The sequence below is a fragment of the Streptomyces sp. NBC_00075 genome (assembly GCF_045041225.1).
GTDB classification, from domain to species: Bacteria; Actinomycetota; Actinomycetes; order Streptomycetales; family Streptomycetaceae; genus Streptomyces; species Streptomyces adonidis.
Genome location: NZ_CP108243.1, coordinates 9,321,901 through 9,348,426 on the forward strand (window position 1 = coordinate 9,321,901; position 26,526 = coordinate 9,348,426).

At 69.1% G+C, this 26,526-nt stretch carries 23 protein-coding genes; 17 read left to right on the forward strand and 6 right to left on the reverse strand.

Going from position 1 to position 26,526, the window contains the following annotated elements:
• Positions 1-34: 34 nt before the first annotated feature.
• From ruvB to OG787_RS40885, 6 genes are all read left to right on the forward strand, one after another.
• On the forward strand, positions 35-1,108 hold the full coding sequence (gene ruvB / locus OG787_RS40860) for a Holliday junction branch migration DNA helicase RuvB (protein ID WP_369037669.1): 1,074 nt from the start codon (positions 35-37) through the stop codon (positions 1,106-1,108).
• A 175-nt stretch (positions 1,109-1,283) separates the two neighbouring features.
• Positions 1,284-1,787 (forward strand): preprotein translocase subunit YajC, encoded by a 504-nt coding sequence (gene yajC, locus OG787_RS40865; RefSeq protein WP_369037670.1) that lies wholly within the window; start codon positions 1,284-1,286, stop codon positions 1,785-1,787.
• Positions 1,788-1,936: 149 nt separating this feature from the next.
• A complete protein-coding gene (secD, locus tag OG787_RS40870; RefSeq protein WP_369037671.1) occupies positions 1,937-3,703 on the forward strand; it encodes a protein translocase subunit SecD in 1,767 nt (588 codons plus the stop codon).
• 1 nt (position 3,704) lies between these two features.
• Complete coding sequence (gene secF, locus OG787_RS40875) at positions 3,705-4,814, forward strand: protein translocase subunit SecF (RefSeq protein WP_369037672.1); 1,110 nt, start codon at positions 3,705-3,707, stop codon at positions 4,812-4,814.
• A complete protein-coding gene (locus OG787_RS40880) occupies positions 4,811-5,350 on the forward strand; it encodes an adenine phosphoribosyltransferase (RefSeq protein WP_369037673.1) in 540 nt (179 codons plus the stop codon). Before secF ends, OG787_RS40880 begins: the two co-directional genes overlap by 4 nt.
• Before the next feature lie 481 nt (positions 5,351-5,831).
• Positions 5,832-8,363 (forward strand): bifunctional (p)ppGpp synthetase/guanosine-3',5'-bis(diphosphate) 3'-pyrophosphohydrolase, encoded by a 2,532-nt coding sequence (locus OG787_RS40885; protein ID WP_369037674.1) that lies wholly within the window; start codon positions 5,832-5,834, stop codon positions 8,361-8,363.
• A gap of 69 nt (positions 8,364-8,432) precedes the next feature.
• Here OG787_RS40885 and OG787_RS40890 read toward each other — a convergent pair whose 3' ends face one another.
• Both OG787_RS40890 and OG787_RS40895 read right to left on the reverse strand, forming a co-directional pair.
• Entirely contained in the window at positions 8,433-9,662 is a 1,230-nt protein-coding gene (locus tag OG787_RS40890) for a DUF349 domain-containing protein (protein WP_369037675.1), read from the reverse strand.
• A gap of 134 nt (positions 9,663-9,796) precedes the next feature.
• Entirely contained in the window at positions 9,797-10,615 is an 819-nt protein-coding gene (locus tag OG787_RS40895) for a peptidylprolyl isomerase (RefSeq protein WP_369037676.1), read from the reverse strand.
• Between the two features lie 178 nt (positions 10,616-10,793).
• On the opposite strand from OG787_RS40895, the gene OG787_RS40900 reads away from it, so the two are divergent.
• Both OG787_RS40900 and hisS read left to right on the forward strand, forming a co-directional pair.
• Positions 10,794-11,516, forward strand: a complete 723-nt coding sequence (locus OG787_RS40900; protein ID WP_369037677.1) for an MBL fold metallo-hydrolase — start codon at positions 10,794-10,796, stop codon at positions 11,514-11,516.
• An 11-nt stretch (positions 11,517-11,527) separates the two neighbouring features.
• The gene (hisS, locus tag OG787_RS40905) at positions 11,528-12,790 is read left to right on the forward strand and encodes a histidine--tRNA ligase (RefSeq protein WP_369037678.1); all 1,263 of its coding nucleotides are present in this window, start codon (positions 11,528-11,530) and stop codon (positions 12,788-12,790) included.
• A 212-nt stretch (positions 12,791-13,002) separates the two neighbouring features.
• Here hisS and OG787_RS40910 read toward each other — a convergent pair whose 3' ends face one another.
• The 4 genes from OG787_RS40910 to OG787_RS40925 are packed head-to-tail and all read right to left on the reverse strand — an operon-like array spanning position 13,003 to position 16,536.
• Positions 13,003-13,626, reverse strand: coding sequence for a response regulator (locus OG787_RS40910; protein WP_405538647.1), 624 nt, complete (start codon positions 13,624-13,626; stop codon positions 13,003-13,005).
• Entirely contained in the window at positions 13,623-14,867 is a 1,245-nt protein-coding gene (locus OG787_RS40915) for a sensor histidine kinase (protein WP_405538649.1), read from the reverse strand. Before OG787_RS40915 ends, OG787_RS40910 begins: the two co-directional genes overlap by 4 nt.
• Positions 14,825-15,673, reverse strand: coding sequence for an ABC transporter permease (locus OG787_RS40920; RefSeq protein WP_369032014.1), 849 nt, complete (start codon positions 15,671-15,673; stop codon positions 14,825-14,827). The genes OG787_RS40915 and OG787_RS40920 overlap by 43 nt, the downstream gene beginning before the upstream one ends.
• Positions 15,670-16,536, reverse strand: a complete 867-nt coding sequence (locus OG787_RS40925) for an ABC transporter ATP-binding protein (RefSeq protein ID WP_405538652.1) — start codon at positions 16,534-16,536, stop codon at positions 15,670-15,672. Before OG787_RS40925 ends, OG787_RS40920 begins: the two co-directional genes overlap by 4 nt.
• A 139-nt stretch (positions 16,537-16,675) precedes the next feature.
• On the opposite strand from OG787_RS40925, the gene OG787_RS40930 reads away from it, so the two are divergent.
• The 9 genes from OG787_RS40930 to OG787_RS40970 all read left to right on the forward strand — a co-directional run bounded on the left by OG787_RS40930 (position 16,676) and on the right by OG787_RS40970 (position 26,525).
• Positions 16,676-17,332 (forward strand): vitamin K epoxide reductase family protein, encoded by a 657-nt coding sequence (locus tag OG787_RS40930; RefSeq protein ID WP_369032016.1) that lies wholly within the window; start codon positions 16,676-16,678, stop codon positions 17,330-17,332.
• A 44-nt stretch (positions 17,333-17,376) separates the two neighbouring features.
• The gene (locus OG787_RS40935; protein WP_405538654.1) at positions 17,377-18,732 is read left to right on the forward strand and encodes a replication-associated recombination protein A; all 1,356 of its coding nucleotides are present in this window, start codon (positions 17,377-17,379) and stop codon (positions 18,730-18,732) included.
• 279 nt (positions 18,733-19,011) lie between these two features.
• Positions 19,012-19,626: a 30S ribosomal protein S4 gene (gene rpsD, locus OG787_RS40940; RefSeq protein ID WP_153291663.1), complete on the forward strand. Its 615-nt coding sequence runs from the start codon at positions 19,012-19,014 to the stop codon at positions 19,624-19,626.
• Positions 19,627-19,844: 218 nt separating this feature from the next.
• Positions 19,845-20,291 carry a DUF948 domain-containing protein gene (locus OG787_RS40945; RefSeq protein WP_369032018.1) on the forward strand — a complete coding sequence of 149 codons (447 nt, stop codon included), beginning with the start codon at positions 19,845-19,847 and terminating at the stop codon, positions 20,289-20,291.
• 8 nt (positions 20,292-20,299) lie between these two features.
• Positions 20,300-20,659, forward strand: a complete 360-nt coding sequence (locus OG787_RS40950) for a hypothetical protein (protein WP_405538657.1) — start codon at positions 20,300-20,302, stop codon at positions 20,657-20,659.
• Positions 20,659-23,331 (forward strand): alanine--tRNA ligase, encoded by a 2,673-nt coding sequence (gene alaS, locus OG787_RS40955; RefSeq protein ID WP_405538659.1) that lies wholly within the window; start codon positions 20,659-20,661, stop codon positions 23,329-23,331. The genes OG787_RS40950 and alaS overlap by 1 nt, the downstream gene beginning before the upstream one ends.
• A gap of 17 nt (positions 23,332-23,348) precedes the next feature.
• Positions 23,349-23,813, forward strand: a complete 465-nt coding sequence (gene ruvX, locus OG787_RS40960; RefSeq protein ID WP_369032126.1) for a Holliday junction resolvase RuvX — start codon at positions 23,349-23,351, stop codon at positions 23,811-23,813.
• A 125-nt stretch (positions 23,814-23,938) separates the two neighbouring features.
• Positions 23,939-25,705: an endolytic transglycosylase MltG gene (gene mltG / locus OG787_RS40965; protein ID WP_405538661.1), complete on the forward strand. Its 1,767-nt coding sequence runs from the start codon at positions 23,939-23,941 to the stop codon at positions 25,703-25,705.
• Positions 25,686-26,525, forward strand: a complete 840-nt coding sequence (locus OG787_RS40970) for a shikimate dehydrogenase (RefSeq protein WP_369032022.1) — start codon at positions 25,686-25,688, stop codon at positions 26,523-26,525. The genes mltG and OG787_RS40970 overlap by 20 nt, the downstream gene beginning before the upstream one ends.
• Position 26,526: the final 1 nt, after the last annotated feature.

The following is a 26,526-nucleotide window of genomic DNA, read 5'->3' on the forward strand; positions in this document are numbered from 1 at the left end:
CCCACAAGACCGACCGCGACCGCGAGGCTCAAGCATGAACTGGGACGACACCACCGACGAGACCACCGCCCCCGAGCGGCTCGTCGCTGCGTCCGCCGACGGTGAGGACCAGGCCGTCGAGGCCGCCCTGCGCCCCAAGGACCTGGACGAGTTCATCGGCCAGGAGAAGGTCCGCGAGCAGCTCGACCTCGTCCTGCGCGCCGCACGCGCGCGTGGTGCCACCGCCGACCATGTGCTGCTCTCCGGCGCCCCCGGCCTCGGCAAGACCACCCTCTCGATGATCATCGCGGCCGAGATGGGCGCCCCCATCCGCATCACCAGCGGCCCCGCCATCCAGCACGCCGGCGACCTCGCGGCGATCCTCTCCTCCCTCCAGGAGGGCGAGGTCCTCTTCCTCGACGAGATCCACCGCATGTCCCGGCCCGCCGAGGAGATGCTCTACATGGCGATGGAGGACTTCCGCGTCGACGTGATCGTCGGCAAGGGCCCCGGCGCCACCGCGATCCCCCTCGAACTGCCCCCGTTCACCCTGGTCGGCGCCACCACGCGCGCGGGACTGCTGCCGCCCCCGCTCCGCGACCGCTTCGGCTTCACCGCGCACATGGAGTTCTACGAACCGGCCGAGCTGGAGCGCGTCATCCACCGCTCCGCGAACCTCCTCGACGTCGAGATCGACACCGAGGGCGCCGCCGAGATCGCCGGGCGCTCGCGCGGCACGCCCCGTATCGCCAACCGTCTGCTGCGCCGCGTCCGGGACTACGCGCAGGTGAAGGCCGACGGTGTCATCACACGCGACATCGCACAGGCGGCCCTGAAGGTCTACGAGGTCGACGCCCGGGGTCTCGACCGCCTGGACCGCGGTGTCCTCGAAGCGCTGCTGAAGCTGTTCGGCGGCGGCCCGGTCGGGCTCTCCACGCTGGCCGTCGCGGTGGGGGAGGAGCGCGAGACCGTCGAGGAGGTCGCCGAGCCCTTCCTCGTACGGGAGGGACTGCTGGCCCGTACCCCGCGCGGACGCGTCGCGACCCCGGCCGCGTGGGCGCATCTCGGCCTCACGCCGCCCCGTTCCACAACGGGGGGAACCGGACAACAGGACCTGTTCGGGGCGTGAGGGCGCGGCTGCTCGCGGGCTCAGGAACCGTGGTGCGATGCTGAGCGTTGTTCCTGGCGTGCGGACTCGCTTAGACTCCGCCGATGCCGCCTTTGTAGCTTTGTAGGTGGCGCCGACCACACCCCCATCCACCAGGCCGCTCACCGACGCGGTAGTGCGAAGGAAATTCCGTCCCGTGAATATCGTGACCCTCCTCCCGTTCATCGTGCTCATCGGGGCCATGTTCCTGATGACCCGCTCGGCCAAGCGCAAGCAGCAGGCCGCCGCGCAGATGCGCAACGACATGCAGCCCGGTACCGGTGTCCGCACGATCGGGGGCATGTACGCGACGGTCAAGGAAGTCAACGAGGAGACGGTTCTCCTCGACGCGGGCCCGGGTGTGGAGCTTCTCTTCGCGAAGAACGCCATCGGCGCCGTCCTCGGCGACGACGAGTACAACCGCATCGTCCACGGCATCGAGCACGACCTGAAGACCGACGAATCCGTCGTCCCGGACGACGCCTCCTCCCTCACCGAGACCGACGAGCCCTCCGACGACGCTTCCGCCGCTTCCGACGACAAGCCCATCGACCTCGGCAAGAAGGATGCGGCCGACGAGCCGGCCGACGACACCGAGGCCGCCGCGGCGAAGGCGGAAGAAGAGCCGAAGAAGACCGACGGCGAGACCGACGCGAAGTAGCCGCCGCGTTCCGGGGGAGGAGCGCGGCGCGATCCGTTCGCGTCTCGTACCCCCGGCACGGCGGGTTCTCGCAGGGAGTCCCGACACCATGTCATGGCCACCGGCCGCGCTGACCCGGCGCGAGGTGGCCCGAGAGGGAGTACGAGAAGGTGGCAGCACCTAAGAAGGGCCGGAGCGCAAGCTCCCAGAGCAAGCCAGGACGCTCGCTGGCCCTCATCCTGATCGCCATCGTGGCGCTCACCGGGGGGATGTTCGCCTCCGGGCACACGACTCCGCGTCTCGGCATCGACCTGGCCGGTGGTACGAGCATCACGCTCACGGCGAAGAACGAGCCGGGCCAGCCGAACGCGATCAACAAGACCAACATGGACACCGCGGTCGACATCATGAACCGCCGTGTCAACGGTCTTGGCGTCTCCGAGGCCGAGGTTCAGACCCAGGGATCCGACAACATCATTGTCAACATCCCCAAGGGCACGAACTCCGAGCAGGCCCGGGAGCAGGTCGGCACCACCGCCAAGCTCTACTTCCGTCCGGTTCTGGCCCTGGAGGTCCAGGGCGGCGCCGCGACGGCGACCCCCACGCCGAGCACGAGCACGTCCGGCAGCCCCTCGCCGTCGGCCTCTCAGACGGGCGACAAGGCGACCTCTTCGTCGTCCGCCTCGCCCAGTGCCTCGGCCAGCGCGACCTCCCAGGGCCGCCCGGTCACCGACGCCCTGAAGGCCGACTCGACCCCGACGCCGAGCACCTCGTCGACCCCGGCCGCCAGCGCGTCGCCGTCGGCGAGCGCCACCGCCGACGCGGCGACCGCCGCGCTCCAGGCGAAGTACGCGGCGCTCGACTGCACCAAGGCGAAGGTCCGCGCCGTCACCGGTGACGGCGTCAAGCCCACCGACCCCACGGTGGCCTGCGGCAAGGACTCGCAGGGCCAGTGGCAGAAGTTCATCCTCGGCCCGGCCGAGGTGTCCGGCACCGAGGTCAAGAAGGCCCAGGCCGTCTTCGACACGCAGGGCGCCTCGGGCTGGCAGGTCACCATGGACTTCACGTCCAAGGGGAGCAAGCAGTTCGCGGACGTCACCGGCCGCCTCTCCCAGAACCAGGCCCCGCAGAACGAGTTCGGCATCGTCCTGGACGGCGAGGTCGTCTCCAACCCGTACGTGAGCACGTCGATCACGGGCGGCTCCGCGCAGATCTCCGGCAGCTTCGACCAGACCGAGGCCCAGGACCTGGCGAACATGCTGTCGTACGGCGCGCTCCCGCTCACGTTCCAGGAGTCGAGCGTCACCACGGTCACGGCCGCGCTCGGCGGCGAGCAGCTGCACGCCGGTCTGATCGCGGGCGCCATCGGCCTGGCCCTGGTCATCATCTACCTGGTGGTCTACTACCGGGGTCTGTCGATCGTCGCCATCGCCTCCCTCCTGATCTCCGGTGTCCTCACCTACGTGATCATGGCGCTGCTCGGTCCGACCATCGGCTTCGCGCTGAACCTGCCGGCCGTCTGCGGTGCGATCGTGGCGATCGGTATCACCGCGGACTCGTTCATCGTGTTCTTCGAACGCATCCGGGACGAGATCCGCGAGGGCCGTTCGCTGCGGCCCGCCGTCGAGCGTGCCTGGCCGCGTGCCCGGCGCACCATCCTCGTCTCCGACTTCGTGTCCTTCCTCGCCGCCGCGGTGCTCTTCATCGTCACCGTCGGCAAGGTCCAGGGCTTCGCGTTCACGCTCGGTCTGACCACCCTGCTCGACGTCGTCGTCGTGTTCTTCTTCACCAAGCCGCTGATGACGATCCTCGCCCGCAAGAAGTTCTTCGCGGAGGGTCACCGCTGGTCCGGCCTCGACCCGCAGCGTCTGGGCGCCAAACCGCCGCTCCGTCGCACCCGCCGTCCGTCCGCGTCCGTCGACATGAAGGAGGCGTGAGATGTCGAAACTCGGCACCCTCGGCGCCCGGCTCCACCGCGGCGAGATCGGCTACGACTTCGTCGGCAAGCGCTTCATCTGGTACGGCATCTCGATCCTGATCACCATCACGGCCATCCTCGGTCTGACGGTGCGCGGCCTGAACATGGGCATCGAGTTCGAGGGCGGTGCCGTCTTCACCACCGAGAAGACGAGCACGTCGGTGAGTTCCGCCGAGAAGTTCGCGGAAGAGGCCTCCGGCCACGACGCGATCGTCCAGAAGCTCGGCAACGGCGGTCTGCGCATCCAGATCTCCAGCATCGACACGGCCAAGTCGGACGAGATCAAGCAGTCGCTCGCCAAGGACCTGAACACCGACCCCGAGAAGATCAACGCCGACCTGGTGGGCCCCAGCTGGGGTGACCAGGTCGCCAACAAGGCCTGGCAGGGCCTGGCGATCTTCATGGTCCTCGTCGTGATCTATCTGGCGATCGCCTTCGAGTGGCGCATGGCCGCGGCGGCACTCGTGGCACTGATCCACGACATCACCATCACGGTCGGCATCTACGCCCTCGTCGGCTTCGAGGTCACGCCGGGCACGGTGATCGGTCTGCTGACGATCCTCGGTTACTCGCTCTACGACACGGTCGTCGTCTTCGACAGCCTCAAGGAGCAGACGAAGGACATCACCAAGCAGACCCGCTGGACGTACAGCGAGATCGCCGACCGGTCGATCAACGGCACCCTGGTGCGTTCCATCAACACCACGGTGGTCGCGCTCCTCCCGGTCGCCGGCCTGCTCTTCATCGGTGGCGGTGTCCTCGGCGCGGGCATGCTCAACGACATCTCGCTGTCGCTGTTCGTCGGCCTCGCGGCCGGTGCGTACTCGTCGATCTTCATCGCCACGCCGCTCGTCGCCGACCTCAAGGAGCGCGAGCCGCAGATGAAGGCCCTCAAGAAGCGCGTCCTCGCCAAGCGCGCCCAGGGCGAGACCCCGGTGGCGGCCCAGGTCAGCGACGAGCGGCCGTACGACGACGAGGACGACGACGCCGCCCCGGCGGTCGTCGGTCCGCGCAACCAGCCCGCGTCCCGCAACCGCGGTCGCGGTCGGCCCTCGGGCAAGCGCCGATGACCGCGGTCAAGGAGCTGCTGCTCAGCCGTATCCGCGATGTGGCGGACTACCCGGAGCCGGGCGTGATGTTCAAGGACATCACCCCGCTCCTGGCGGACCCCGCGGCCTTCGCGGCGCTCACCGACGCCCTGGCCGACATAGCTGTCCGCAGCGGTGCCACGAAGATCGTCGGCCTGGAGGCCCGCGGCTTCATCCTGGGCGCCCCGGTCGCGGTCCGGGCGGGGCTGGGCTTCATCCCCGTACGCAAGGCGGGCAAGCTCCCCGGAGCCACGCTCAGTCAGGCGTACGACCTGGAGTACGGCTCCGCCGAGATCGAGGTCCACGCCGAGGACCTGAGCGCGGGCGACCGCGTCCTGGTCATCGACGACGTCCTGGCCACGGGCGGCACCGCCGAGGCCTCGCTCCAGCTGATCCGGCGGGCCGGCGCGGAGGTCGCCGGTCTGGCGATCCTCATGGAGCTGGGGTTTCTCGGCGGCAGGCAGCGGCTCGAACCCGCGCTGTCGGGAGCGCTGCTGGAGGCGTTGATCGTCGTCTGAGGCAGCGCCCACAGGCAGGTTGCGGGGCCGGTACCGGAGGCAGAGGCCGCCGGTACCGGCCCCGCCGCCGTCGGGCCCGGAGGAGCCGTCTCCGCGAGCGGGATGTCGCAGCGGCGGTGCAGCTCTACCAGGGGCTCGATGTCACTGGGTCCGGCCAGGTGTCCTGCGGGGCCGGTGCGGAGGCGGCACCAGCCGGTCCGTTCCCGGCCGCCGGCCACGAAGGAGCCGTCTCGCGGTCGGGACGCGGTAGTGGCGTCACGGGGTTCCACCGGGGCCCTGATGCCGCCGGTCCCGGTCGAAGCAGGTCCCAGGCCCCGTGGAGCGACCCTGGCGGGCACCGGAGGAATCCGGTGCCCGCCTCTCGCGTTTCTTCAGTAGAAGGCCGTCTCAGCGGCCTGAAGGCGATGCCGGAGCCCGGGATCGCTACCATGGGCACTCCGGAGCCTGACCGGGGGACCCGGATCGCGCACGAGGAGTCCTCTTGGCAGACGAGGCCCAGCCCCTGACCGCCGCCAAGCCCGAGCCCGTCTCGGAGCCCGCGGACACGCCCGCGCGGACCGCGAACAACGACGCGCACGGGCCGGTCGAGCACGCCCAGTCCGCGCCCGTCGACCGGGCGGCCGAGCCTCCGCGCCCCAAGCCGGCCACGCCCGAGCCCGCTCCCACCCCGGCCCCCGCGCCCGCCGTCCGCCCGGCCTCCGGTCAGCCCGCCCGCTCAGCCTCCCCCAACCGCGTACGCGCCCGGCTGGCCCGGCTCGGTGTGCAGCGCTCCAACCCGTACAACCCGGTCCTCGAGCCGCTGCTGCGGGCGGTGCGCGGCAACGACCCGAAGATCGAGACGGCGACCCTCCGGCAGATCGAGAAGGCGTACCAGGTCGCCGAGCGCTGGCACCGCGGCCAGAAGCGCAAGAGCGGCGACCCGTACATCACCCACCCGCTGGCCGTCACCACGATCCTCGCCGAGCTTGGCATGGACCCGGCGACCCTGATGGCGGGCCTGCTGCACGACACCGTCGAGGACACCGAGTACGGCCTGGACCAGCTCCGCCGCGACTTCGGCGACTCCGTCGCGCTCCTCGTCGACGGCGTCACGAAGCTGGACAAGGTCAAGTTCGGCGAGGCCGCGCAGGCCGAGACCGTGCGCAAGATGGTCGTGGCGATGGCCAAGGACCCGCGCGTCCTGGTCATCAAGCTCGCCGACCGGCTGCACAACATGCGCACCATGCGCTACCTCAAGCGCGAGAAGCAGGAGAAGAAGGCGCGCGAGACGCTGGAGATCTACGCGCCGCTCGCCCATCGCCTGGGCATGAACACCATCAAGTGGGAGCTGGAGGACCTCGCGTTCGCGATCCTCTACCCCAAGATGTACGACGAGATCGTCCGGCTGGTGGCCGAGAGGGCACCGAAACGTGACGAGTACCTGGCCATAGTGACCGACGAGGTACAGAGCGATCTGCGCGCCGCTCGGATCAAGGCCACCGTCACCGGGCGCCCGAAGCACTACTACAGCGTCTACCAGAAGATGATCGTCCGCGGTCGTGACTTCGCGGAGATCTACGACCTCGTGGGTATTCGTGTACTTGTCGACACGGTCCGCGACTGTTACGCGGCCCTCGGCACCGTGCACGCGCGCTGGAACCCGGTCCCCGGCCGGTTCAAGGACTACATCGCGATGCCGAAGTTCAACATGTACCAGTCGCTGCACACGACGGTCATCGGGCCCAACGGCAAGCCGGTCGAACTCCAGATCCGTACGTTCGACATGCACCGCCGTGCCGAGTACGGCATCGCCGCGCACTGGAAGTACAAGCAGGAGGCCGTCGCCGGCGCCTCCAAGGTCCGCTCGGACCAGCCGAGGACCACCGGCAAGGACGACCACCTCAACGACATGGCGTGGCTGCGCCAGTTGCTGGACTGGCAGAAGGAGACCGAGGACCCGGGTGAGTTCCTGGAGTCCCTGCGCTTCGACCTGTCGCGCAACGAGGTCTTCGTCTTCACGCCCAAGGGCGACGTGATAGCGCTGCCGGCAGGGGCGACACCGGTCGACTTCTCGTACGCGGTGCACACCGAGGTCGGCCACCGGACCATAGGGGCACGGGTCAACGGCCGTCTCGTACCGCTCGAATCCACCCTGGACAACGGCGACCTGGTGGAGGTCTTCACCTCCAAGGCACCCGGCGCCGGGCCCTCCCGCGACTGGCTCGGCTTCGTCAAGTCGCCGCGCGCCCGCAACAAGATCCGCGCCTGGTTCTCCAAGGAGCGGCGCGACGAGGCGATCGAACAGGGCAAGGACGCCATCGCCCGTGCGATGCGCAAGCAGAACCTGCCGATCCAGCGCATCCTCACCGGCGACTCCCTGGTCACCCTGGCGCACGAGATGCGCTACCCCGACATCTCGTCCCTGTACGCGGCGATCGGCGAGGGCCATGTGGCCGCGCAGAACGTCGTACAGAAGCTCGTGCAGGCGCTCGGCGGCGAGGAGGCGGCCACCGAGGAGATCGACGAGGCCGTTCCGTCCCCGCGCGGCCGGGGCCGCAAGCGGCGCAGCAACAACGACCCGGGTGTCGTGGTCAAGGGCGTCGACGACGTCTGGGTGAAGCTGGCCCGCTGCTGTACGCCCGTACCCGGCGATCCGATCATCGGATTCGTCACGCGCGGTAGCGGCGTATCGGTTCACCGCAATGACTGCGTGAACATTGAGTCACTGTCCCGCGAGCCCGAGCGCATCCTCGAGGTCGAGTGGGCGCCCACCCAGTCCTCGGTCTTCCTGGTCGCCATCCAGGTCGAGGCCCTGGACCGCTCCCGCCTCCTCTCGGACGTCACCCGCGTCCTGTCCGACCAGCACGTCAACATCCTGTCGGCGGCCGTCCAGACGTCGAGGGACCGCGTGGCCACCTCCCGCTTCACCTTCGAGATGGGCGACCCCAAGCACCTGGGACACGTCCTGAAGGCCGTCAGGGGCGTCGAGGGCGTGTACGACGTCTACCGGGTGACCTCGGCCCGCAGGCCATAGTCGGAGAACACGCAGAGGGGCTCCCGTACATCTCGTACGGGAGCCCCTCTGCGTGTACTGGCGAGCGAACTAGCCGCCGAACTCCTGAAGACCCTTGAGCGCCTGGTCCAGCAGCGCCTGACGGCCTTCCAGCTCCTTCTGGAGCTTGTCGGCCCTGGCGTTGTTGCCCTGGGCGCGGGCCGTCTCGATCTGGCCGGTGAGCTTGTCCACGGCCGCCTGGAGCTGACCGGTCAGACCCTCGGCACGCGCGCGTGCCTCCGGGTTCGTCCGGCGCCACTCGGTCTCCTCGGACTCCTGAAGAGCCCGCTCGACCGTGTGCATCCGGCCCTCGACCTTCGGACGGGCGTCACGCGGCACGTGGCCGATGGCCTCCCAGCGCTCGTTGATCGAACGGAAGGCGGCTCGCGCCGCCTTGAGGTCCGTGATCGGCAGGAGCTTCTCGGCCTCCTCGGCCAGCCCCTCCTTGAGCTTGAGGTTCTCGGTCTGCTCCGCGTCCCGCTCGGCGAAGACCGAGCTGCGCGCCGCGAAGAACACGTCCTGGGCGCCGCGGAAGCGGTTCCACAGGTCGTCCTCGTGCTCGCGCTGGGCGCGGCCCGCGGCCTTCCAGTCCGTCATCAGCTCGCGGTAGCGCGCCGCCGTCGGACCCCAGTCGGTCGACGCAGACAGTGCCTCGGCCTCCGCGACCAGCTTCTCCTTGGCCTTTCGGGCGTCCTCGCGCTGCGCGTCCAGGGACGCGAAGTGCGCCTTGCGGCGCTTGGAGAACGCCGAGCGGGCGTGCGAGAAGCGGTGCCACAGCTCGTCGTCCGACTTACGGTCGAGCCGCGGCAGCCCCTTCCAGGTGTCCACCAGCGCGCGCAGCCGCTCACCGGCGGAGCGCCACTGGTCGGACTGCGCCAGCTCCTCCGCCTCGACGACCAGCGCCTCCTTGGCGTGCCTGGCCTCGTCGGACTGCTTGGCGCGCTGCTGCTTGCGCTCCTCGCGCCGGGTCTCGACGGTCTCGACGAGCTTGTCCAGCCGGACCTTCAGCGCGGCCAGATCGCCGACCGCGTGGTGGGCGTCCACCTGCTCGCGGATGTGGTCGATGGCCACCTGGGCGTCCTTCGCGGACAGGTCGGTGGTCTTGACTCGCTTTTCGAGGAGGCCGATCTCGACAACCAGGCCCTCGTACTTGCGCTCGAAGTAGGCCAGCGCCTCCTCGGGGGAGCCGGCCTGCCAGGAACCGACGACCTGCTCGCCGTCGGCCGTACGCACGTACACGGTCCCCGTCTCGTCGACGCGGCCCCACGGGTCGCTGCTCACAGCGCCTCCTCCACATGATGCCTGCGGAGGGCTCTGCACCCCCGGGCATCGTCCACAGTTTCGTCACGGCCAACATAGGCGACCGGCAGGGATGCTGTCCGCATCCCGCGCGACCGAAGTTTCGCAGTTGGCGGTCAGGATTTCGTTACGGTCGCCTTGTTGATCACAACGGTCGCATTCGGTGCGCCGTCGCCCTGTCCCGTGGCCTCACCGGCCGCGGCGATCTTCTTCAGGACCTTCATCCCCGACGCGGAAACCGTTCCGAACGGTGTGTAGCTGGGCGGGAGCTGACTGTCCTGGTAGACCAGGAAGAACTGGCTGCCGCCGGTGTGCGCCTGGCCGGTGTTGGCCATGGCGATCGTGCCCGCCGGGTAGATGTTGTTCTTGAGGGTTTTGTCCTTCAGGTTCTCGTCCGGGATGGTGTAGCCGGGGCCGCCCATACCGGTGCCCTTCGGGTCACCGCACTGCAACACGTAGATGCCGTTCGTGGTGAGCCGGTGGCACTTGGTGTGGTCGAAGTAGCCCTTGCTCGCCAGGAAGTTGAACGAGTTGACCGTGTGCGGGGCCGCGGACGTCTTCAGGGCGATGCCGATGTCGCCACAGGTCGTAGCGAGCGTCATTTCGTACTTCGCCGACTTGTCGATGGTCATCGCCGGCTCCTTCTTCCAGCTCAGCGACTTCACCGCCCCCTCGGCAGCCTTCTCGCAGGGGTCCGCGGCCTTGCTGGGCGTGGCGCTCGGGGTGACCTCCGCGCTCGCGTTCGACTTGCTGTCGTCGTTCTTGAAGACCCCGGTCGCATACGACAACACGCTCCCCACGACGATCACGCCGAGGACCGACGCGATCACCGAGTTGCGCACGTTCGCCTTGCGTCGCGCGGCCGTACGCCGCTGCTGCTGCCGCAAGAACTTCTCCCGGGCGAGCTGACGCCGCCGCTGTTCCTGGGTGACCACCGGGTTTTCTCCTCATGCGTCTCGTACGTCAACTGGGACGCGTGCGTCTTGTGTGCCGATCGCCTGCGTGTGCCCCGTACCGTATATGGGTTCGCTGAGGAAACGGCAGCGCCGGTAGGCTCTGGGGCACTGCCACCCACCCCGTACGACCACGTACGCCACATATCGAAGGACGATCGTGCTCATTGCCGGGTTCCCGGCCGGCGCCTGGGGGACGAACTGTTATCTCGTCGCCCCCGCCGCCGGTGAGGAGTGCGTGATCATCGACCCGGGCCATCAGGCCGCCCAGGGAGTCGAGGAGACGCTGAAGAAGCATCGGCTCAAGCCCGTCGCGGTCGTCCTCACCCATGGCCACCTCGACCATGTGGCCTCGGTCGTCCCGGTGTGCGGCGCGCACGGTGTCCCGGCGTGGATCCACCCCGACGACCGCTACATGATGAGCGACCCGGAGAAGGCCCTCGGCCGCTCCATCGGGATGCCGCTGCTCGGCGAGCTGACCATCGGGGAACCGGACGACGTCAAGGAGCTGACGGACGGCGCGCGGCTGGAACTGGCGGGCCTGGAGCTGGGCGTGGCGCACGCACCGGGCCATACCAAGGGGTCGGTGACGTTCAGGATGCCGGAGACCACGGACATTCCGTCCGTGTTCTTCTCGGGCGACCTGCTCTTCGCCGGCTCCATCGGACGCACCGACCTGCCCGGCGGTGACATGGCCGAGATGCTCGACTCGCTGGCCCGTGTGTGCCTGCCGCTCGACGACTCGACCGTGGTGCTGTCCGGCCACGGCGCCCAGACGACCATCGGCCAGGAGCGCGCCACCAACCCGTATCTGCGGCAGGTGGCGGCCGGCCTTCAAGATCGCGGCGAGGGTTCGAACCCCCCTCACCGACGAGGAATGTGACGAGACCTTCCGTGAGCACCTTCAAGGCCCCCAAGGGCACGTACGACCTGATCCCGCCGGACAGCGCGAAGTACCTGGCGGTACGGGAAGCCATCGCGGCGCCGCTGCGCAACTCCGGCTACGGCTACATCGAGACGCCGGGCTTCGAGAACGTCGAGCTGTTCGCCCGGGGCGTCGGCGAATCGACGGACATCGTGACGAAGGAGATGTACGCCTTCGAGACCAAGGGCGGCGACATGCTGGCCCTGCGCCCCGAGGGCACGGCGTCGGTCCTGCGCGCGGCGCTTGAGGCCAACCTCCACAAGCTGGGCAACCTGCCGGTCAAGCTCTGGTACTCGGGCTCGTACTACCGCTACGAGCGCCCGCAGAAGGGCCGTTACCGTCACTTCTCGCAGGTGGGCGCGGAGGCGATCGGCGCGGAGGATCCGGCGCTGGACGCGGAGTTGATCATCCTGGCGGACCAGGCGTACCGGACGCTGGGGTTGAGGAACTTCCGCATCCTGCTGAATTCGCTGGGCGACAAGGAGTGCCGTCCGGTGTACAGGTCGGCGCTCCAGGACTTCCTCCGGGGCCTCGACCTGGACGAGGAGACGCTGCGCCGGGCCGACATCAACCCGCTGCGGGTGCTGGACGACAAGCGGGACGACGTCCAGAAGCAGCTGGTGGGGGCGCCGCTGCTGCGGGACTATCTCTGCGACGCCTGCAAGGCGTACCACGAGGAGGTCCGCGAGCTGATCACTGCTGCGGGGGTCTCGTTCGAGGACGACCCGAAGCTGGTGCGCGGCCTGGACTACTACACCCGTACGACCTTCGAGTTCGTCCACGACGGGCTTGGTTCGCAGTCCGCGGTGGGCGGTGGCGGGCGCTATGACGGTCTGTCCGAGATGATCGGCGGCCCGGCGCTGCCGTCGGTGGGCTGGGCGCTGGGCGTCGACCGAACGGTGTTGGCGCTTGAGGCGGAGGGTGTGGAGCTGGAACTCCCGTCCGCGACGAGTGTGTTCGCGGTGCCGTTGGGGGAGGAGGCTCGGCGGGTGTTGTTCGGGAAGGTCACGGAGCTGCGCAAGGTGGGGGTCGCGGCGGACTTCTCGTACGGGGCGAAGGGTCTTAAGGGCGCGATGAAGAACGCGAACCGGAGTGGGGCGCGGTACACGATCGTCGCCGGTGAGCGGGACCTCGCGGAGGGCGTGGTCCAGCTCAAGGACATGGAGTCCGGTGAGCAGACGGCGATCGGCGTGAACGAGATCGTGGCGGAACTGGAGTCGAGGCTGGGCTGAGGGCTTTTCTTCGCCCCCGCCGCCCCTACCCGTCCCATCCCTTCCTGGGGGCTGCGCCCCCAGACCCCCTTTGTCCTCAAACGCCGGACGGGCTGGCAAACCAGCCCGTCCGGCGTTTGAGGACGAGCGCGTTCAGCGCGATGCGGGGGTTCGGGGGCAGCGCCCCCGAGGATGGGACGGGTAGGGGCGGCGGGGGCGAGAAAAAGCCCGGGTCAGTCCAGCAAGCCGTGGCGCATCGCGCTCGTCACCGCCGCCGTGCGGTCGTCCACCCCCAGTTTTCCGAACGCCCGCAGCAGGTGCGTCTTCACCGTCGACTCCCCGATGAACAACCGCCGCCCGATCTCCGCGTTCGTGCACCCCTCAGCCACCAGCCGCAGCACCGCAGTCTCCCGCTCCGACAGCCGCGGCCGCTCAGGCCGCGCCCGGAGCTGGTCCACCAGCCTCGCCGCCACCGTCGGCGCCAGTACCGTCTCGCCACGCGCCGCCGCCCGTACCGCGTCCGCCAGTTCACCCCGCGGCAGATCCTTGAGCAGGTAGCCCGCCGCTCCCGCCTCCACCGCCCGCAGGATGTCCCGGTCCGTCTCGTACGTCGTCAGGACGATCACGCGGCACGGCAGCCCGGCCTCGCTCATCCGGACGATCGAGTCCACGCCCCCACCGCCCGGCATCCGCAGGTCCATCAGCACGATGTCCGGCCGCAACTCCGCCGCCAGCGCCTCCGCCTGGGGCCCGCTCGACGCGTCGGCGATCACATCGAGGTCCGGTTCGGCGCTGAGCATCGCGCGCAGGCCCTCCCGTACGACGGGATGGTCGTCGGCCAGGATGATGCGGATCACGGCTCGCTCCTCACAGAAGTAGGCGAAGGTACGGGCAGGCCGACCGTCACCGTCGTGCCCTCGCCCGGTGCGCTGCGGATGCGTACCGTCCCGCCCGCCTCCGCCGCCCGCGCGCTCAGCCCCGCCAGACCGTAGCCGTCCCGTACGGCGTCCGTGTCGAAGCCGCAGCCCTCGTCCCGTACGGCGAGAGCGAGCCGCTCCTCCTCGTACGCCAGCTCGATGGTGACCGCCGTTCCACTGCCCGCGTGCTTCCGCGCGTTCGCCAGGGCCTCCTGGCAGGCGCGCAGCAACACCACCTCCTGGCCGGCCGGGAGGGGGCGTACAGGGCCCGTCACGGTCAGCGTCGCCTCGTTGCGGGCGGCCAGGCGGCGCAGGGCGTCCGGGAGCGAGGCGCCCTCCAGGTCGGCCGGGGCGCCGCCGGCCACCAGGGCGCGGGCCTCGGCGAGGTTCTGGCGGGCCGTCTCCGCCATCAGGGACAGATGGCGGCGGGCCTGCGGGATGTCGTCGTCCAGCTCCGCCTCGACCGCCTGGACCAGCATCAGCAGACTGGTGAAGCCCTGCGCGAGCGTGTCGTGGATCTCCCTGGCCATGCGTTCTCGCTCGGCCAGGGCTCCGTGTGCCGTCGACAGGCGAGTGAGTTCGTGGCGGCTCGCGTCCAGCTCCGCGATCAACTCCGCCCGTTCCTGGCTCTGTTCGATCACCTTGATGACCCAGCTGCCCACCGCCACCGAGAAGACCAGCGTCACCAGCGCGAACACCGCGTTGAAGAACACGTCGTGGTCACTGGGCCACCACAGCAGCGCCCAGCCCACCACCGGCGCGATGTTGATGACGGTCACGGCCGCCAGCGCCCAGCGCAGCCGCAGGGTCATGAAGCACTGCGGGACCAGCGCGAACGTCATCAGGCGCGTCTCGCCGACCAGGATCGCCGAGGGGAGGAACAGGGTCAGGGCGGCAAGCAGGTAGCGCAGCGAGCGGTGTTCGTCCGGCGGGTCGTCCTGGAGGATCCCTCGGCCCCAGCCCACGTACATCGGGATCAGGGGGAGGAGCAGAGCGGCTGCCGTCACCTGTACCGGCCACCCCGGGTAGTTCGTGCCGAGCACGAACACCAGGGTGGCCAGCCAGACGACGGCGAAGTACGTGTCCCAGAGCCGGAACGAGCGGTCCCAGGTGTACGCGCCGCGAGGCTCGGAACCGTTCACCCGTCGCGCCGGTTCTTCCAGCGGAAGGTCAGCAGACACAGCAGCAGTCCTCCGATGCACCACGCCCCCAGGACCAGGGCGATGCGTCCGAACTCCCAACTCCCCGTCTGTTCGAGGACGCGGGCCGAGTCGGGCAGGAACACCCCGCGCAGACCCTGGCACATCCACTTCAGCGGGAACAGGGCGCCGATGTTCAGCATCCAGTCGGGAATCGTGTCGATCGCGATGTACACCCCGGAGATGAACTGAAGTACCAGGAACGGGAGTACGACCACGGACGTGGCGCTCTTGCCCGACTTCGGGACCGAGCTGATCGCGATGCCGAGCAGCGCGCACGCCGTCAGACCGAGGACGAAGATCCAGGCGAACTCCGCCCACCTGGTGAGGTCCGAGGGGAGGTCCACGTCGTACAGCGTCGTGCCGACCAGGAGCAGGATCACCGTCTCCAGGAAGCCGGTCACCAGGACCAGCCAGATCTTGCCGAGGAAGTACGCGGCCGGGGGCATCGGCGTCCCGCGCAGCCGGCGCAGCACCCGTTCGTCGCGTTCGATCGCGATCGAGATGCCCAGCGACTGGAAGCTCGTCGACATGATGCCGGCGGCCATCATCGCCGGGACGTACAGCTGCGAGGCCGTGATGCCGGCCGAGTCGATGTCGTCGCTGAAGATCGACGCGAAGAGGAACAGGAAGACGACCGGGAAGGCGAACGTGAACACCACCTGGTCGCGCATCCGGAAGAACTGTTTGATCTCCATCCCGCCCCGCAGCAGGCCCAGGCCCCAGGCCGAGGGGAGTCGGACGTCCCTGCCCCTCCCCGCGTGCGCTCGTACGGCCGCCGTCGTCATCGCGTGTCCTCCTGTCCGGTCAGCCGGAGGTAGACGTCCTCCAGGGTCGGGCGGCTCACCCGAAGGCCGGGGATCTCGCCGTCGAAGCGGTGCGTGAGTTCCGTGACCGTGCGGGTCGGCGTCTTCGTGTGGGTGACGCGCGGGGTGCCGTCGGTCTCCGTCCACTGGACGGTCGCCTCGGTGCCGTGACGCTCCCGCAGCGCGGCCGGCTCGCCCTGGGCGACCACCCGGCCCGCCGAGACGATCGCCAGCCGGTCCGCCAGCGCCTCGGCCTCCTCGAGGTAGTGCGTGGTGAGGAGGATCGTCGTTCCCTCGTCGGCGAGGGTGCGGATCAGGTCCCAGAACTGGCGGCGGGCCGCCGGGTCGAAACCCGTCGTCGGCTCGTCCAGGAGCAGCAGTTCCGGGCCGCCGATCACGCCGAGCGCCACGTCGAGACGGCGCCGCTGGCCGCCCGACAGCTCCTTGATCCGGCTGCCCGCCTTCTGCTCCAGACCGACCAGCCCGATCACCTGCTCCGGGTCCCGCGGCGCCGGGTAGTAACGGGCGAAATGACGTACGGTTTCACGGACCGTCAACTCGGCGGGTGCCGATTCGTCCTGCCAGACGATTCCGACACGTGAGCGCCACGCGCGCGTGCCCGTCGCCGGATCCGAGCCCAGTACGGAGACCTCGCCCGCGTCCCGGGTCCGGTTGCCCTGGAGGATCTCCACGGTGGTGCTCTTGCCCGCGCCATTGGGCCCCAGCAGGCCGAACACCTCGCCCTGGTGGATGCCGAGATCGATGCCGTCCACGGCGGTCACGTCCCCGTACCGCTTGCGCAGTCCCCGTACGGCCACCGCGAGGTCTTTCGCGTCTGTTGTCATGCCGTCGAGCCTCGTCCCGAACCGAGCCCTCCGGGACGACCAGGCGTACCTCCTTATGTCCACCGAACGGTGGACACGCGCCCGGGTGCGGCACAATGACCGTGCCCGCCAACCCCCCTCGAAGCAACGGAACGGCGTGATGACCAAGACGATGATGAAGGACGGCGTCTCCACCGACCAGCCCGAGCCCCCTGCCGAGGCCGCGCGCTCGGTCGGCGCCAGTCGTGCGTTCGCCGTGATGCTGTTGCTCACGGGCGCGGCCGGACTGCTCGCCGCATGGGTCATCACGATCGACAAGTTCAAGTTGCTCGAAGCCAAGGTCGAGGGCAAGACCTTCACCCCCGGGTGCAGCCTCAACCCCGTGGTGTCCTGCGGCAGCGTGATGGAGAGCAAGCAGGCCGCCGCCTTCGGGTTCCCCAACCCGATGATCGGCCTCGTCGCCTACGGCATCGTCATCTGCGTCGGCATGAGCCTGCTCGGCCGGGCCCGCTTCCCGCGCTGGTACTGGCTCACCTTCAACGCGGGCACCCTCTTCGGCGTCGGATTCTGCACCTGGCTTCAGTTCCAGTCCCTGTACCGGATCAACGCGCTGTGCCTGTGGTGCTCCCTGGCCTGGGTCGCGACGATCATCATGTTCTGGTACGTGACCTCGTTCAATGTGCGGAACGGTTTCATCCCGGCCCCGAAGTTCCTCAAGAGCTTCTTCGGCGAGTTCACCTGGGTCGTGCCGGTCCTGCACATCGGCATCATCGGGATGCTGATCCTGACCCGCTGGTGGGACTTCTGGACCAGCTGACGGTGCCGGTCCCACTGTCAGTGGCGTGACATAGGGTTTTGGACGTGGAGCCCGACCTGTTCACCGCCGCCGCCGAAGCACGCCAGGAGAAGGACCCGTCCGGAAGCCCCCTGGCCGTGCGGATGCGCCCCCGTGTCCTCGACGAGGTCGTGGGCCAGCAGCATCTGCTGAAGCCGGGGTCGCCGCTGCGCAGGCTCGTCGGCGAGAGCGACGGCGGACCGGCCGGACCCTCGTCCGTGATCCTCTGGGGGCCACCCGGCACCGGGAAGACGACGCTCGCGTACGTCGTCTCCAAGGCCACCAACAAGCGCTTCGTCGAACTGTCGGCGATCACCGCGGGCGTCAAGGAGGTCCGCGCGGTCATCGACGGCGCCCGCCGAGCCACCGGCGGCTTCGGCAAGGAGACCGTCCTCTTCCTCGACGAGATCCACCGCTTCAGCAAGGCCCAGCAGGACTCCCTGCTCCCCGCGGTCGAGAACCGCTGGGTGACCCTGATCGCGGCGACCACCGAGAACCCGTACTTCTCGGTGATCTCGCCCCTCCTCTCCCGTTCCCTCCTCCTCACCCTCGAACCCCTCACCGACGACGACCTGCGCGCTCTGCTGCGCCGGGCGCTCACCGACGAACGCGGCCTCAAGAGCGCTGTCACCCTCCCCGAGGACACCGAGGAACACCTGCTGCGGATCGCCGGCGGAGACGCCCGCCGGGCCCTGACCGCTCTGGAGGCCGCCGCCGGAGCCGCCCTCGACAAGGGCGACGCGGAGATCGCGCTCCAGACGCTGGAGGAGACCGTCGACCGCGCGGCCGTGAAGTACGACCGCGACGGCGACCAGCACTACGACGTGGCCAGCGCCCTCATCAAGTCGATCCGGGGCTCCGACGTCGACGCGGCCCTGCACTACCTCGCCCGCATGATCGAGGCCGGCGAGGACCCCCGCTTCATCGCCCGCCGCCTGATGATCTCCGCGAGCGAGGACATCGGCCTCGCCGATCCGAACGCCCTCCCGATAGCCGTCGCCGCCGCTCAGGCCGTCGCCATGATCGGCTTCCCGGAGGCCGCCCTCACCCTCAGCCACGCCACCATCGCCCTCGCCCTGGCCCCCAAGTCCAACGCCGCGACCACGGCGATCGGCGCCGCCATGGAGGACGTACGCAAGGGCCATGCCGGACCCGTGCCGATGCATCTGCGCGACGGGCACTACAAGGGCGCCGCCAAACTCGGCCACGCGCAGGGGTACGTCTACCCGCACGACCTGCCGGAGGGCATCGCCGAGCAGCAGTACGCCCCGGAGGAGCTGAAGGACCGCCGGTACTACGAACCGACCCGGCACGGAGCCGAGGCCCGGTACGCGGACGCCGTCGAGTGGACCAGGAAACACCTCGGTCGTAAGCGGTCCTGAGCAGCCTGTAGAATCCTCGAAGTGCTGTGTCCCGTGCAGTCAGAACGGGACGGCCAGCCGGAACCCCCTGCGGGTTCCAGGAGCGTCGCGCACCTTTCGCTTGGTGTCGCGGGCAGCCCATCACCGTTCACGGTTGGTGGGCCACTCGCGTACTGCACGTTGTGCCCAGACCAGGGGAGCGGCTGCCCACCAGATCCTTCGCGGACCTGGCGGGTTTCCCCGGCTGCGGATGCGACCTCCCATAACTCTGACAAGCCGAACACCGAGAAATGAGAGATCGTGGCGAACCAGTCCCGCCCCAAGGTCAAGAAGTCGCGTGCCCTCGGCATCGCGCTGACCCCGAAGGCCGTCAAGTACTTCGAGGCCCGTCCCTACCCGCCGGGTGAGCACGGTCGTGGCCGCAAGCAGAACTCGGACTACAAGGTCCGTCTGCTGGAGAAGCAGCGTCTGCGCGCGCAGTACGACGTGTCCGAGCGCCAGCTCGTCCGCGCCTACGAGCGTGCCTCCAAGGTCCAGGGCAAGACCGGTGAGGCCCTGATCATCGAGCTGGAGCGTCGCCTCGACGCGCTGGTCCTGCGTTCGGGCATCGCCCGCACGATCTACCAGGCCCGCCAGATGGTCGTCCACGGCCACATCGAGGTCAACGGCCAGAAGGTCGACAAGCCCTCGTTCCGTGTCCGTCCCGACGACGTCGTGATGGTCCGCGAGCGCAGCCGCAGCAAGACGCTGTTCGAGGTCTCCCGCGCCGGTGGCTTCGCCCCCGACGGCGAGACCCCGCGCTACCTCCAGGTGAACCTCGGCGCCCTGGCGTTCCGCCTGGACCGCGAGCCGAACCGCAAGGAGATCCCGGTGATCTGCGACGAGCAGCTCGTCGTCGAGTACTACGCCCGCTGATCCAGCGGTTGTAGCACCAGGCAGCACCGGCTTCGCGCCTTCGGCCCGTCGTTTCCCCGCCCTCGCAGGCGGGGGAGCGGCGGGCCTTCGCGTACGACCTCGCGTACGGAGGGCCGCCTCCGGCGCGATAGGGTCGGAGCGACTTTCGAAGTATCCAGAACGTGTGTGACGTACCCCCAGAAACACAGTCGATCTACGAGCGCAGAGAGCGGTGCGGTGTGACCGGTGGAGAGGTTGCCGGGATCCTGGTGGCCGTCTTCTGGGCGATCCTGGTCTCCTTCCTCGCCGTGGCGCTGGTGAGGCTGGCCCAGACGCTCAGGGCGACCACCAAGCTGGTCGCGGAGGTGACGGAACAGGCCGTGCCGCTGCTGGCCGACGCCTCCCAGGCCGTGCGCTCCGCACAGACGCAGATCGACCGGGTCGACGCCATCGCCACCGACGTCCAGGAGGTCACCTCCAACGCGTCGGCGCTCTCCACCACCGTCGCCTCGACCTTCGGCGGCCCGCTCGTCAAGGTCGCCGCGTTCGGATACGGCGTACGCCGGGCGATGACCCGCACCAGGACCGACGAGGTGCCCGCGCCCGAGCGGGTCCGGCGCACGGTCGTCGTCGGCCGTACGGTACCGGCCCCGAAGGGCTCCAAGCGCCGCAGGCAGAAGGGCTGAACCCCGCGATGTTCCGCCGTACGTTCTGGTTCACCGCGGGTGCCGCGGCCGGTGTGTGGGCCACCACCAAGGTCAACCGGAAGCTCAGGCAGCTGACCCCCGAGCACCTCGCCGCGCAGGCCGCCAACAAGGCGATCGAGGCCGGACACCGGGTCAAGGACTTCGCCCTCGACGTACGGGCCGGGATGGTCCAGCGCGAGGCCGAGCTGGGCGAGGCCCTCGGGATCGCCGAACCCCCGGGCCGCGCGCTGCCCCCGCAGCGGCGGGCCGCCGCCCTCGACCACGGGCCGGAAAACCTGAAGCACGATGAGAAGCACTACGGGATGCTGGACAACACGCACCCGTACAACCGGAATGAGGACCACTGATGGAGTCGGCTGAAATTCGTCGCCGCTGGCTGAGCTTCTACGAGGAGCGCGGTCACACCGTTGTCCCTTCGGCGTCGCTCATCGCGGACGACCCGACTCTCCTCCTGGTCCCCGCCGGCATGGTCCCCTTCAAGCCGTACTTCCTCGGCGAGGTCAAGCCGCCGTGGGCCCGCGCCACCAGCGTCCAGAAGTGCGTCCGCACGCCGGACATCGAAGAGGTCGGCAAGACCACCCGGCACGGCACCTTCTTCCAGATGTGCGGCAACTTCTCCTTCGGCGACTACTTCAAGGAAGGCGCCATCACCTACGCCTGGGAGCTGCTCACCTCGCCCCAGGACAAGGGTGGTTACGGGCTCGACCCGGAGCGTCTGTGGATCACGGTCTACCTGGACGACGACGAGGCCGAGACGATCTGGCGCGACAAGATCGGTGTCCCCGCCGAGCGCATCCAGCGCCTCGGCAAGAAGGACAACTACTGGTCCATGGGCGTGCCCGGGCCCTGCGGACCCTGCTCCGAGATCAACTACGACCGCGGTCCCGAGTTCGGCGTCGAGGGCGGCCCGGCCGTCAACGACGAGCGGTACGTGGAGATCTGGAACCTCGTCTTCATGCAGTACGAGCGGGGCGAGGGCACCTCGAAGGAGGACTTCGAGATCCTCGGCGACCTGCCGAGCAAGAACATCGACACGGGCCTCGGCCTGGAGCGGCTCGCCATGATTCTGCAGGACGTGCAGAACATGTACGAGATCGACACCTCCATGGCCGTCATCAAGAAGGCCACCGAGCTGACGGGCATCGAGTACGGCGCCGCCCACGCCTCCGACGTCTCCCTGCGCGTGGTCACCGACCACATGCGGACGTCCGTGATGCTCATCGGCGACGGCGTCTCGCCCGGCAACGAGGGCCGCGGCTATGTGCTGCGCCGCATCATGCGCCGCGCCATCCGCAACATGCGGCTGCTGGGCGCCACCGGGCCGGTCGTCCAGGACCTCATCGACGTCGTGATCGCCATGATGGGCCAGCAGTACCCGGAGCTGGTCAGCGACCGCAAGCGCATCGAGACCGTGGCCCTCGCCGAGGAGGCCGCCTTCCTCAAGGCCCTCAAGGGCGGCACGAACATCCTCGACACCGCCGTCACGGAGACCAAGGCCGCCGGTGGCCAGGTCCTGTCCGGCGACAAGGCCTTCCTGCTCCACGACACCTGGGGCTTCCCGATCGACCTCACCCTCGAAATGGCCGCCGAACAGGGCCTTTCCGTGGACGAGGACGGCTTCCGGCGCCTGATGAAGGAGCAGCGGGACCGCGCCAAGGCCGACGCCAAGGCCAAGAAGACCGGCCACGCCGACATGGGCGCCTACCGCGAGATCGCCGACGCCGCCGGTGAGACCGAGTTCGTCGGGTACGACCGTACCGAGGGCGAGTCGACGGTCGTCGGTATCCTCGTCGACGGTGTCTCGTCGCCCGCCGCCACCGAGGGCGACGAGGTGGAGATCGTCCTCGACCGCACCCCGTTCTACGCCGAGGGCGGCGGCCAGATCGGCGACACCGGGCGGATCAGGATCGACACCGGTGCCGTCATCGAGATCCGCGACTGCCAGAAGCCGGTCCCTGGGGTGTACGTCCACAAGGGCGTCGTCCAGGTCGGCGAGGTGACCGTCGGGGCCAAGGCCCAGGCCGCCATCGACGTGCGCCGCCGCACGGCCATCGCCCGCGCCCACTCGGCCACCCACCTCACCCACCAGGCCCTGCGCGACGCCCTCGGTCCGACGGCCGCCCAGGCCGGTTCCGAGAACCAGCCCGGCCGGTTCCGTTTCGACTTCGGCTCCCCGTCCGCCGTACCGACGGCCGTGATGACCGACGTCGAGCAGCAGATCAACGAGGTGCTCGCCCGCGACCTGGACGTGCACGCCGAGATCCTCAGCCTCGACGAGGCCAAGAAGCAGGGCGCCATCGCCGAGTTCGGCGAGAAGTACGGCGAGCGCGTGCGCGTCGTGACCATCGGCGACTTCTCCAAGGAGCTGTGTGGCGGCACGCACGTCCACAACACTGCCCAGCTCGGCCTGGTCAAGCTGCTCGGTGAGTCGTCCATCGGTTCGGGTGTGCGCCGCATCGAGGCCCTGGTCGGTGTGGACGCCTACAACTTCCTCGCCCGCGAGCACACGGTCGTCGCCCAGCTCCAGGAGCTGGTCAAGGGCCGCCCGGAGGAGCTTCCGGAGAAGATCTCCGCCATGCTCGGCAAGCTGAAGGACGCCGAGAAGGAGATCGAGAAGTTCCGCGCCGAGAAGGTTCTCCAGGCCGCCGCCGGGCTGGCCCAGGGCGCCAAGGACGTCAACGGTGTCGCCCTGGTCACCGGTCAGGTGCCGGACGGCACGGGCGCCGACGACCTGCGCAAGCTGGTCCTCGACGTGCGCGGCCGCATCCAGGGCGGCCGGGCGGCCGTGGTCGCCCTGTTCACGACGGCCAACGGCAAGCCGCTGACGGTCATCGCCATCAACGAGACCGCCCGCGAGCGCGGTCTCAAGGCCGGCGACCTCGTCCGTACGGCCGCCAAGACCCTCGGCGGCGGCGGTGGCGGCAAGCCGGACGTCGCCCAGGGCGGCGGCCAGAACCCGGCCGCCATCGGCGAGGCCGTCGACGCCGTCGAACGCCTTGTGGCGGAAACGGCCAAGTGAGCGACGACGGAAGCACCCTGCGCCGCGGCCGTCGACTCGCGATCGATGTCGGGGACGCCCGGATCGGGGTCGCCTCGTGCGACCCCGACGGGATCCTCGCCACCCCGGTGGAGACGGTCCCCGGCCGGGACGTTCCCGCAGCTCACCGCAGGCTGAAGCAACTCGTCGACGAGTACGAACCCATCGAGGTCGTCGTCGGTCTCCCTCGCTCCCTCAAGGGGGGCGAGGGCCCCGCCGCGGTGAAGGTCCGTGGCTTCGCTCAGGAGTTCGCCCGTCTGATCGCACCTGTCCCGGTACGGCTGGTGGACGAGCGGATGACGACGGTGACGGCCAGTCAGGGACTGCGTGCCTCGGGCGTGAAATCGAAAAAGGGCAGATCGGTCATTGACCAGGCCGCGGCCGTGATCATCCTGCAACAGGCCCTCGAATCCGAACGGGTGTCAGGTAAAGCACCCGGCGAGGGCGTCGAAGTGGTCATCTGATCGCGATACGGTAACGTTCCGCGCGATTGTGGCTCTGTTCGAACAGTAGCCGCACGATAAGAGGCGGAACGGTAGCGGTGATGTGGGCGCCGCGTGATCGGCCGCCTCGCGGCTCTAGGGGATCGATGACTGAGTATGGCCGGGGCCCAGGCTCCGAACCGTGGCATCCGGAGGACCCGTTGTACGGGGACGGCGGATGGGAAGGACAGCAGGCCCAGGCCGGCCAGTCCTCCTACGACGGCCAGCATCAGCACTACCCCCAGCAGCAGCCGCAGTACGGCGACTGGGGCACCGACGGCCAGCAGGCCGCGTACGACCAGGCGCAGCAGCAGTACGCGCAACAGCAGTATCAGCAGCACGCCCAGAACCAGCAGTACCAGCAGCAGCAATACCCGCAGCAGCAGTACGGCGGACAGGCCCACCAGCAGTACGTCGATCAGGGGCAGCAGCAGTACGCGGGCGGCGGCTGGGACGCCGGTCAGCAGGCGCAGGTGCCCTACACCGCCGATCCCATGGATCCGTACGCCCAGCAGGCCGCCGCGTACGGCGGTCAGCAGCCCGACTACTACGGCACTCCTGACGCATACCCGCCGCCGGAACCGCCGGCCAGGCGCCGTCCAGAGCCGGAACCCGAACCCGAGCCGGAACCGCAGACCGGCTGGGACCCCGGCCCCGACCAGGGCGAGCACGCCTTCTTCGCGGGCGGCGGTGACGATGACGACGAGCCCGACGACGAGGCGGACGGGCGTCGAGGCCGCGGCGACCGGAAGGGCCGGGACGGCGACAAGAGCGGGAAGAGCGGCAAGACCAAGAAGGGCCGCAGCGGTATGGCCTGCCTGGTTGTCGTCCTGGTGTTCGGCGGCGGCATCGCCGGAATCGGGTATTTCGGTTACCAGTTCTACCAAAATCGTTTCGGCGCGGCGCCCGACTTCGCGGGAGACGGTACGAGCGCGACGGTGACCGTCGAGATCCCCAAGGGCGCGGGCGGCTATCAGATCGGCCAGGCGCTGAAGGAGAAGGGCGTCGTCAAGAGCGTCGACGCCTTTGTGACAGCCCAGTCGGAGAATCCCAAGGGAAAGACGATCCAGGCCGGCGTGTATGTCCTGAACAAGGAGATGTCCGCCAAGAGCGCCGTCGCGATGATGCTCGACCCCAAGAGCCAGAACAATCTGCTCGTCACTCCCGGGCAGCGCAACGCCACGATCTACAAGAACATCGACAAACAGCTCGGGCTTTCCGCCGGTACGACCGAGAAGGTCGCCAAGAAGGACTACAAGACCCTGGGTCTGCCGGACTGGGCGAACGACAACGACGAGATCAAGGACCCGCTGGAAGGTTTCCTTTACCCGGCGACCTATCCCGCTGCCAAGGGCATGAAACCCGCGGATGTCCTGAAGGAAATGGTCACGCAGGCCGCCGCCAAGTACGACGCCCTCGACCTCGAAGCGAAGGCCAAGGCGCTCGACCTCGACAGCCCGTTGCAGGTCATCACGGTCGCGAGCCTCGTCGAGGCCGAGGGCAAGACCAGTGACGACTACCGCAAGATGGCGGAGGTCGTCTACAACCGCCTTGATCCCGCGAACCCCGAGACCTACGGTGCCCTTCAGTTCGACTCGACCTTCAACTATGCGAAGAACGAGAGCAACATCGACATCAGCGAGTCGGAGATCAACAGCAACAAGGACCCGTACAACACGTACACCAACAAGGGTCTGCCGCCCGGCCCGATCGGAAATCCGGGGGAAGTGGCGATCAAGGCGACGCTGAATCCGACCGACGACGGTTGGTATTACTTCGTGGCGACCGATGGCGTGAGCAAGACCGAATTCGCCAAGACGCACGATGAATTCCTCAAGCTCAAGGACAAGTTCGATGCAAGAACGGGCAGTTGACGCCCGCCGGGCAGCGGTGCTCGGTTCCCCCATCGCCCACTCCCTCTCTCCGGTGCTGCACCGCGCCGCCTACGGGGAACTGGCGCTCACGGACTGGACGTACGACCGCTTCGAGGTCGATGAGGCGGCCCTGCCGGAATTCATGGGCGGCCTCGGGGCCGAGTGGGCGGGGCTGTCGCTCACGATGCCGCTGAAGCGGGCGGTCATCCCGCTGCTCGACGAGGTCAGCGAGACGGCCGCTTCGGTCGAGGCCGTCAACACCGTCGTGTTCGAAGCGGACGGGCGGCGCGTCGGCGACAACACCGACATCCCCGGGATCGTGGGCGCCCTGCGCGAGCACGGCATCGAACAGGTCGACTCCGCCGCGATCCTCGGCGCCGGCGCCACCGCCTCCTCCGCGCTCGCCGCGCTCGCCCGCATCTGCACCGGCGAGGTCGTCGTGTACGTCCGTAACGAGGCCAGGGCCGCCGAGATGCGGCAGTGGGGAGAACGCCTCGACATCGAGGTCCGTACGGCGGACTGGGCGGACGCGGCCCGTGCGCTGCACGCCCCGCTGGTGATCGCCACCACCCCGGCCGGCGCGACGGACGCGCTGTCCGGTGCCGTACCGGAACGGCCCGCGACCCTCTTCGACGTGCTCTACCACCCCTGGCCGACCGACCTCGCGGCCCGCTGGTCGGCGTACGGCGGGGCGGTCGTCAGCGGACTCGACCTGCTGGTGCACCAGGCGGTGCTTCAGGTGGAGCAGATGACCGGGCGCGTCCCGGGTCCGCTGGGCGCCATGCGCAGGGCGGGCGAGAAGGCGCTCGCCGACCGCTGAC

Excerpts from the sequence above, each read along its gene's own strand:
- mltG (WP_405538661.1), top strand. The coding sequence starts at position 23,939 with ATGACTGAGTATGGCCGGGGCCCAGGCTCCGAACCGTGGCATCCGGAG.
- ruvB (WP_369037669.1), top strand. The coding sequence starts at position 35 with ATGAACTGGGACGACACCACCGACGAGACCACCGCCCCCGAGCGGCTC.
- OG787_RS40930 (WP_369032016.1), top strand. The coding sequence starts at position 16,676 with ATGACCAAGACGATGATGAAGGACGGCGTCTCCACCGACCAGCCCGAG.
- secF (WP_369037672.1), top strand. The coding sequence starts at position 3,705 with ATGTCGAAACTCGGCACCCTCGGCGCCCGGCTCCACCGCGGCGAGATC.
- OG787_RS40880 (WP_369037673.1), top strand. The coding sequence starts at position 4,811 with ATGACCGCGGTCAAGGAGCTGCTGCTCAGCCGTATCCGCGATGTGGCG.
- OG787_RS40970 (WP_369032022.1), top strand. The coding sequence starts at position 25,686 with ATGCAAGAACGGGCAGTTGACGCCCGCCGGGCAGCGGTGCTCGGTTCC.
- OG787_RS40950 (WP_405538657.1), top strand. The coding sequence starts at position 20,300 with ATGTTCCGCCGTACGTTCTGGTTCACCGCGGGTGCCGCGGCCGGTGTG.
- alaS (WP_405538659.1), top strand. The coding sequence starts at position 20,659 with ATGGAGTCGGCTGAAATTCGTCGCCGCTGGCTGAGCTTCTACGAGGAG.
- OG787_RS40925 (WP_405538652.1), bottom strand. The coding sequence starts at position 16,536 with ATGACAACAGACGCGAAAGACCTCGCGGTGGCCGTACGGGGACTGCGC.
- OG787_RS40920 (WP_369032014.1), bottom strand. The coding sequence starts at position 15,673 with ATGACGACGGCGGCCGTACGAGCGCACGCGGGGAGGGGCAGGGACGTC.